Source organism: Pseudomonas syringae pv. cilantro, from assembly GCF_001293775.1.
Taxonomy (GTDB): Bacteria; Pseudomonadota; Gammaproteobacteria; order Pseudomonadales; family Pseudomonadaceae; genus Aquipseudomonas; species Aquipseudomonas syringae_P.
Window position 1 is genome coordinate 34,991 of record NZ_LGLN01000010.1, and the last position, 7,747, is coordinate 42,737.

The following is a 7,747-nucleotide window of genomic DNA, read 5'->3' on the forward strand; positions in this document are numbered from 1 at the left end:
AGCAGGAACGATCAATCGGCCGCATCAAGCACATCCCGGTAAAACTTCCATTCCTTTTCCAGCGCATCTGCCAGGTTGTTTGCCTTGCGGAAACCATGATGCTCGTCCGGATAAAAATGCGCTTCGGTCTTGATGCCTCTGTCCTGCAAGGCCTTGAGCATGGAACGCGTCTGCTCCGGCACCACCACGGCATCGAGTTCGCCCTGAAAGAAAATCACCGGCACGCTGATGCGGTCTGCATGTAACAAAGGCGTTCGGGCCTCATAGCGCTCGATGTCCTTGAGCGGGTCACCGATCAGCCAGTCCAGATAATCACCCTCGAACTTATGCGTGGCCCTCGCCAGCGCCACCGGATCGCTGACCCCGTACAGGCTGGCCCCGGCGCGAAACACGTCCTGAAAGGCGAGTGCGCACAAGGTGGTATAACCGCCCGCGCTGCCGCCGCGTATGAACGCCTGCTGTTCATCGATCAGGCCGCGTTCGGCCAGATGGCTGACCACCGCACAGGCATCCTCGACATCCGCCACGCCCCAGGTCAGATGCAGGCTTTGTCGATACTCGCGGCCGTAGCCGCTGCTGCCCCGATAGTTCAGGTCCGCCACGGCAAAGCCGCGATGTGTCCAGTACTGGATACGCGGGTCCAGCACCGGGTAGCAGGCCGACGTCGGGCCGCCGTGAATGAAGACCACCAACGGCGGCTTTTGCACCCCGGTCATGGCTGGATAGAAATAACCGTAAGCCTCGGCGCCGCCGCTGGGATAGCGCAACGCCTGCGGAAGGCTGATCTGCTCGACCGGCAACGGAGAGCCGCCACCGGCCAACACCTGCACGCGGTGATCGGCACGGGAGAGGGCCAGCACGGCAGAGGTGCTGACCGCCGAGGCTGCGATGCAGTAGATAAAATCTTCGTCGACGGCCAGGCTGCGGAAACGGTTGTATCCGGCGCTGAAATCCATCACCGAGCCGTCTGCTTCTTTCAGGCCCAACACCCAGGAACCGTCCTGCGCCCAACTGGCCAGATAACCCTCGTTGATCGGCAGCCAGGTGCAACTGCCCAGTTGCCACGGCGCGGAGGCATGATCAGCGGGCGCGGCCGCAAGCGGTGCGAACCCGGTAGACGATTCGCCCCACGGCTGCCAGAAGCCGCCGCGATCGGTCAGGCAGAACAGTCGGCCCTGCGCGTCGAAGCGCGGTTGTTGCAAGGATTCTTCGGCGTCATCGCCTGCAACACATAACGCAGCACTCCAGCGGCCATCGTTCTGCCGGGTTGCACACATCAGGCGGGTGCGGGTCCACGGCTGATGGGGGCGCTGCCATTCGATCCAGGCCAGGCGTTTGCCGTCAGCACTGATAACGGGTGACGCGTAGAAGTCGGCGCCTTCGGCCAGCAGCGTGCGCTGACCGTCCGCCAGGGCGATGGCGACCAGCCGATGGGTGTCGTGGTCTTCTTCGACGGCGAGAATCCGGTCGTTGCTGAAAAACAGGCCGCCGTAACGTTTGTCGCCCTGAGTCAGGGCCAGCGGTTCACTGGCGTCCAGCGCCTGTCGATAAAGCTGCTGATCGCGCTCGTTGACGAACACCACGCCGTCGTCGGCCAGGCAGAACGATCCGCCGCCGTATTCGTACACCCGGCTGCGCACGCTGAAACCCTGCGGCGTCAGGCAGCGCTTGCTGTTCGCGTACCAGTGCCAGAGGCGACTGGCTCCGTCTTCGGGCCGGTATTCATTCCAGAACAGGCCTGCGGAATTGACGTCCAGTTCGGCGAAGTCGACGCCCGCTGCAACCGCCTGCGTGGCAGTCAGAGGTTCAGGAAGATTTTGCGATGAGTCGTGAGTTTCGGTCATTGCGAAAGGCCAGCTCTTCAATGGTTTGAGTAGCGGTTTCTGACTCGTCGCGAGCCTGAGTGATGATCCCGTGGTGATAGGATTTGCTGCACACCGGATCGGCATTGGCCGCATCACCGGTCAGCATGAACGCCTGGCAGCGGCAGCCGCCGAAGTCTTTTTCTTTCTCGTCGCACGAACGGCACGGCTCGGGCATCCAGTCGTAACCGCGAAAGCGGTTGAAGCCGAACGAGTCGTACCAGATGTGCTGCATGCTGTGGTCGCGCACGTTGGGGAACTGGATCGGCATCTGCCGCGCGCCGTGACAGGGCAGGGCGGTGCCGTCCGGGGTCACGGTCAGAAAGATATTGCCCCAGCCATTCATGCAGGCCTTGGGGCGCTCTTCATAGTAATCGGGAGTGACGAAGATCAGCTTGCACGGGTGATTGTCCGCCTCCAGCCGCGCCCGGTACTGATTGGTGACAGCTTCGGCGCGTACCAACTGATCCTTGGTCGGCAGCAGGCCAACACGGTTCAAGTGCGCCCAGCCATAGAACTGACAGGTCGCCAGTTCGACGAAGTCCGCTTCCAGTGCCAGACACAGCTCGATGATCTTGTCGATCCGGTCGATGTTGTGCCGATGGGTGACAAAATTCAGCACCATCGGGTAGCCGTGCTTTTTCACTGCCTTGGCCATTTCCAGCTTTTGCGCGAAGGCCTTCTTCGACCCGGCGAGCATGTTGTTCACTTGCTCGTCGCTGGCCTGAAAGCTGATCTGGATATGGTCCAGCCCCGCTTGCTTGAAGGCGATGATCTTCTCTTCGGTAAGGCCGATGCCGGAGGTGATCAGGTTGGTATAAAAGCCCAGCCGGCGCGCTTCGGCGATCAGCTCGGCGAGGTCCTGACGCACCAGCGGTTCGCCGCCGGAAAAACCGATCTGCGCCGCGCCCATTTCCCGCGCTTCCTGCATGACCTTGAACCACTGCTCGGTGCTCAGCTCCTGGCCCTGTCTGGCGAAATCCAGCGGGTTGGAGCAGTAAGGGCATTGCAGCGGGCAGCGATAGGTCAGCTCGGCGAGCAGCCACAGCGGCAGGCCGACCTCGGGCGTCGGCGGAATGTAGGGACTGTTGGTAGCGGGCGTGATGTCAGACAAGATCGATCCAGTTTTTCTTTTTGGCGCCTTCCATGAACTCGTCGACGTCCATGCCCAGTTCGGGGACATTCGGGAACCGTTGATGAAGCTCATGGATGATGGCGGCGATCGTGCGCTGCCCATCGATCAGCCCGCCAATCAGCGCCGCGCTTTCATTGAGTTTGATCATGCCTTCAGGGTAAAGCACCACATGGGCCTTTTGCGCAGGCTCGTACTGAAAGCGATAGCCTTGGTGCCACTTGGGAACCTTGGATCGGAACGTCGGCTCGTGTTTCATAGCGCAATCCCCTTATGCCAGACCTGCTGGTCTGTAACACTGTGATACGGCGGGCGATTCAGCTCGTAGGCCATGGACATCGCATCGAGCATGCTCCACAGAATGTCGAGTTTGAACTGCAGGATTTCCAGCATACGCTGCTGGCCTTCGTAGGTCGTGTAGTGCTGTAGCGTGATCGCAAGGCCATGTTCCACATCGCGCCGGGCCTGGCCCAGGCGAGTGCGGAAATACGCGTAACCGGTCGGGTCGATCCACGGGTAATGCTGCGGCCAGCTGTCCAGTCGCGACTGGTGGATCTGCGGCGCGAACAGTTCGGTCAACGAGCTGCTGGCCGCTTCCTGCCAGTTGGCGCGACGGGCGAAGTTCACGTAGGCGTCGACCGCAAAGCGCACACCGGGCAGTACCAGTTCCTGCGAGCGCAGTTGATCCGGGTCCAGCCCGACGGCCTCGCCGAGGCGCAGCCAGGCTTCGATGCCGCCGTCTTCACCGGGCGCGCCGTCATGGTCGAGCAAGCGCTGAATCCATTCGCGACGAATCTCGCGATCCGGGCAATTGGCCAGAATCGCCGCGTCCTTGAGCGGAATGTTCACCTGATAGTAGAAACGGTTGGCGACCCAGCCCTGAATCTGCTCGCGGGTCGCGCGGCCTTCGTACATCGCCACATGGAACGGGTGATAGATGTGGTAATAGGCACCCTTGGCGCGCAGGGCCTGCTCGAATTCAGCGGGGGACAACGCAGTCGCTTCGCTCATGTCAGCTCCTAAAGCTCGATGCTCATGCCGTCGAAGGCGACTTCGACGTTGCGCCGCACCAGCTCGGCGCGCTCCGGCGAGTCTTCGTCGAGAATCGGGTTGGTGTTATTGATGTGGATCAGCACCTTGCGCTGATCCGGGAAGCCTTCCAGGACTTCGAGCATGCCGCCTGGGCCGCTCTGTGCCAAATGACCCATTTCCCGGCCGGTACGAGTGCCCACACCACGGCGCTGCATTTCGTCGTCGTCCCACATTGTGCCGTCGACCAGCAGGCAATCGGCATCGCGCATTTTCTCGGCCAGCGCTTCATCGACCTTGCCCAGCCCCGGCGCATAGAACAGCTTGCCGCCGGTGCGGGTGTCTTCGACCAGCAGGCCGATGTTGTCGCCCGGATGCGGGTCGAAACGGTGCGGCGAGTAGGGCGGTGCAGCGCTGCGCAACGGGAACGGTGTGAAGCGCAGGTTCGGGCAGGCCGGAATCACGAAGCTGCCTTGCAGCTCGATACGGTTCCAGGTCAGGCCGCCGTTCCAGTGCTTGAGCATTTCGAACAGCGGGAAACCGGTGCTCAGGTCTTCGTGAACCATGTCGGTACACCAGACCTGGTGCGGGCAGCCTTCGCGCAGGCTGAGCAGGCCGGTGGTGTGGTCGATCTGGCTGTCCATCAGCACAATGGCGCTGATGCCGGTGTCGCGGAGTGCCCGGCCTGGCTGCATGGGCGCGAAGCTCTGCAATTGCGCGCGAATGTCCGGCGACGCGTTGCACAGCACCCAGTTCACGCCATCGTCGGACAGCGCAATGGACGACTGGGTACGCGCCTGAGCCCGCAGGCTGCCATCGCGAAAACCTGCGCAATTGACGCAGTTGCAGTTCCACTGGGGGAATCCACCGCCCGCAGCGGAACCTAGAATCTGGATGTACATGTCAGCTCCCTGGCACACAATCTGGAACACAAAAACAAACAACCGCAACAACCATAAAAAAAGCCCCGGCGAACCGAGGCTTCACAACGCACTGAAATCAACGGCTTTCGAAGTACATGGTGACTTCAAAACCGATACGCAGATCAGTGTAAGCAGGTTTAGTCCACGACATAAAAATCTCCTCGGATAAGTGCAGCGGTGGGTGACTACATCTTAGTGCATCGCTGAAGGCATACGTTCAGATGCTTAGGAAGCTATGTTACTCATTTTAACAATTAAGCAGGGCCAGAATCTGTACGAAAGACCGTTACTGTTCAGGTAAGGACCGGGCGTTGGCCGCAGGAACCGGGCGGTTGGCCACAATCAGCCAGCCGCCCGTGGCGTTGATCAGTCGATCAGCGGCGGCCAGCAACGAGTGTGTATCCAGATTTGACAGAGCTTCCCGCAACGCTTGCGCCGGATCGTCTTGATGCCCTGCAAGGTGCGCCTGCCACCGCAGCTCGGCGTGCTGTTGTTCGGGCAGGTTCATAGGGTCGAACTGGGCTGACAGGGTACAGATTTGCTCGGACAGGTCTGCACTCCGGACGAGATCCGGCAGTGCGCCGATGAAGGCCTCGATGTGCTGAAACAGTTGTTCGGCATTGCAGGTGGGCGATTGAGCGCCGAACAGCAATCCGGTACGCCCGGCGATTTGCCTGATGCCGCTGAACACCGCGTAACCCAGTTGCAATTCGACGCGCAGTTTTTGATAGAACGGTGCCTGCAACAGGTGCCCAAGCAGACGCCACGTGGCCTGGTCTTCAGCTGACTCGCTCGGTGCAGGGCAAAACACCAGCACGGCGTCTTCTGAAGAGGACGACGCTTCAAACGCCCAGCGTTTGCCGGGCTGTAGGGCTGGCAGTGTCGATGGGGTGGTTTGCAGGGCTCCGGGTGTGGCGTCCAGTGCCGCGTTGATCCGCAGCTGGCTGGCAGGGCACCAGCCGCTGGTAAAACTGATCCAGCGTGAATCTGCCCAGACGGTTTGCAGATCACCGACCGGTTGCTTTGGCTCGCTGCTCAAATAATGATCAGTCAGGCGTTTGAGCAACTGACGAATGGGAATCAGCGCGGGCTGCGCTTGGACTGTCAGCGTTTCCGGTCGAGGTAGGTGCAGACGACGCAGGCCGTGCGTAAGGATGTCGACCATCGGCGCCCGCAGACCGTTAAGTTGCAATTGCCAAAACGGGCCATAGGCGCTGAACGTGACGGTCACGCCGGCTTGCCGGGCGTCTTCGATCAGGTCGTTGAGGCTGGCGTTGAGCATTTCCCACAGTGCAGGCTGCGGGGATGACAGCGCCCAGCGCAGATAAAGCGCGGCTTCAGCGCTGTCGTTCAACGTCGAATTCAGAAATGGATTGGGCGACGGTAGACGCCAGTCAATGTGATCGTCGCCTGAGTTATCCACAGTCGGCGGATCGATCAAGGCATCTGACGTGAGCTGTTCAAGCAAAACGCTCAGTGCCGTTGCGCCGTGTGCGCTCAGTTGTGCTGGCAGCTCGTGGCAATGGTGATGCGCCAGCGCCAGAGGCCCGCACCTGCACAGACGACGCTGTTGCAGGCGCTGATATTCGTCGACCAGCGCAGGCCAATGGGTCTTGAAGAACTCAAGCCAGTTGCAAAGCACACTGCTGACACGGGCTGTGTTTGCCAAGGCCCCTTTGAGCTCGACAACCAGCAACAGTTGCCCCTCGAACTGGTACAACGGCGTAGCGCTCAGCGCTTCAGCCAGGCCTCTGTCGACCAGCTCGGCCACCAGACCGCCCGGCTGCGTGTTGTTCAACCAGTGGCAGAGGAACGCTACTGCCTCGCCTGCCTGCGCTGGCAAATCTTCGCAGGCAAACAATAACCTGTGCCGGGCGCTTTTTTGTCGATGACTGGGTGAGTGAGTGACCAGTGGCGGCGGCGGGCGCTGTCTGAGCTTTGTTCCGCTGGCGAACAACGCGCCATAGCGTGTGGCCAGCGCTTCAAGTTCGGTCAACGATTGCGGCCCGGTCAGGCACAAGGTCAGCTGCCCGGCTTGATAGAAACGAGTGTAAAAATCGTTCAGTGCTCGCTGGAACGCCGGATTGGGTACGGGCAGGCTGTAACGGTTGCCGGCATGGAAACCGCGCAGCGGATGCTGTGGATTGATCGGCGCAAGCAGGCGTATCTGCTTTTGCGTTTCAACGTCGCCCAGCCAGGCAATGAACTCGGCGTGCAGCACTTCGCGTTCGCGCCGTTGATCGGCAATGGCCATGCGCGGGTTGGCGAGCATGTCGCACAGGCGCTCCAGGCCTTGCGCGAAGGCAGCTTGTGGCAGCTCGAAGAAAAAATCGGTGGTGCGCTCGCGGGTGCTGGCATTGACCTGTCCGCCATGACGCTGCACGAAGGTCATCAGGTTTTCCCCGGCGGGGAAGCGCTCGGTGCCGAGGAAGAACAGGTGCTCCAGAAAATGCGCCAGCCCCGGCCACGCCTGTGGCACGTCATGACTGCCCGCCGCGACCCGCAACGAAGCCGCGCTACGCTTGAACCGCGAATCGTGACACAGCATCACACTCAAGCCGTTGGCCAGCGTGATGCGTCGGGTGTCAGTGGGTAGCGGGGCAGGCATGAAGGTGTCCACGGGGCAGGGAGTGCAAGGCGTCATGCTAGCGGATAACCGGCGAGGTTCGCGAGCCTGGCACGTTAGTAGAGATGGCCGATACATTCGCAGAAATCGGGTCACCTGAAACACCGTCTTCGCGGACAAGTCCGCTCCCACGCCCTCCGGGCAGAAACGCTTTAAGTGGCAGCGGATCGGGCGA

Annotated in this window: 7 protein-coding genes; all 7 read right to left on the reverse strand. The window is 61.0% G+C overall.

Annotation, left to right across the window (positions count from 1 at the left end; translation table 11 throughout):
- Nucleotides 1-11: 11 nt before the first annotated feature.
- Nucleotides 12-1,844: a S9 family peptidase gene (locus tag ABJ99_RS00845; RefSeq protein ID WP_054084198.1), complete on the reverse strand. Its 1,833-nt coding sequence runs from the start codon at nt 1,842-1,844 to the stop codon at nt 12-14.
- Nucleotides 1,807-2,976 (reverse strand): pyrroloquinoline quinone biosynthesis protein PqqE, encoded by a 1,170-nt coding sequence (pqqE, locus tag ABJ99_RS00850; RefSeq protein ID WP_054084199.1) that lies wholly within the window; start codon nt 2,974-2,976, stop codon nt 1,807-1,809. Before pqqE ends, ABJ99_RS00845 begins: the two co-directional genes overlap by 38 nt.
- Nucleotides 2,969-3,253, reverse strand: coding sequence for a pyrroloquinoline quinone biosynthesis peptide chaperone PqqD (gene pqqD / locus ABJ99_RS00855; RefSeq protein ID WP_054084200.1), 285 nt, complete (start codon nt 3,251-3,253; stop codon nt 2,969-2,971). Before pqqD ends, pqqE begins: the two co-directional genes overlap by 8 nt.
- Nucleotides 3,250-4,005, reverse strand: a complete 756-nt coding sequence (gene pqqC, locus ABJ99_RS00860; protein WP_054084201.1) for a pyrroloquinoline-quinone synthase PqqC — start codon at nt 4,003-4,005, stop codon at nt 3,250-3,252. Before pqqC ends, pqqD begins: the two co-directional genes overlap by 4 nt.
- An 8-nt stretch (nt 4,006-4,013) precedes the next feature.
- A complete protein-coding gene (gene pqqB / locus ABJ99_RS00865) occupies nt 4,014-4,925 on the reverse strand; it encodes a pyrroloquinoline quinone biosynthesis protein PqqB (RefSeq protein ID WP_054084202.1) in 912 nt (303 codons plus the stop codon).
- A gap of 97 nt (nt 4,926-5,022) precedes the next feature.
- Entirely contained in the window at nt 5,023-5,097 is a 75-nt protein-coding gene (pqqA, locus tag ABJ99_RS26420; protein ID WP_080377969.1) for a pyrroloquinoline quinone precursor peptide PqqA, read from the reverse strand.
- 135 nt (nt 5,098-5,232) lie between these two features.
- On the reverse strand, nt 5,233-7,554 hold the full coding sequence (pqqF, locus tag ABJ99_RS00870; protein WP_054084203.1) for a pyrroloquinoline quinone biosynthesis protein PqqF: 2,322 nt from the start codon (nt 7,552-7,554) through the stop codon (nt 5,233-5,235).
- Nucleotides 7,555-7,747 lie beyond the last annotated feature (193 nt).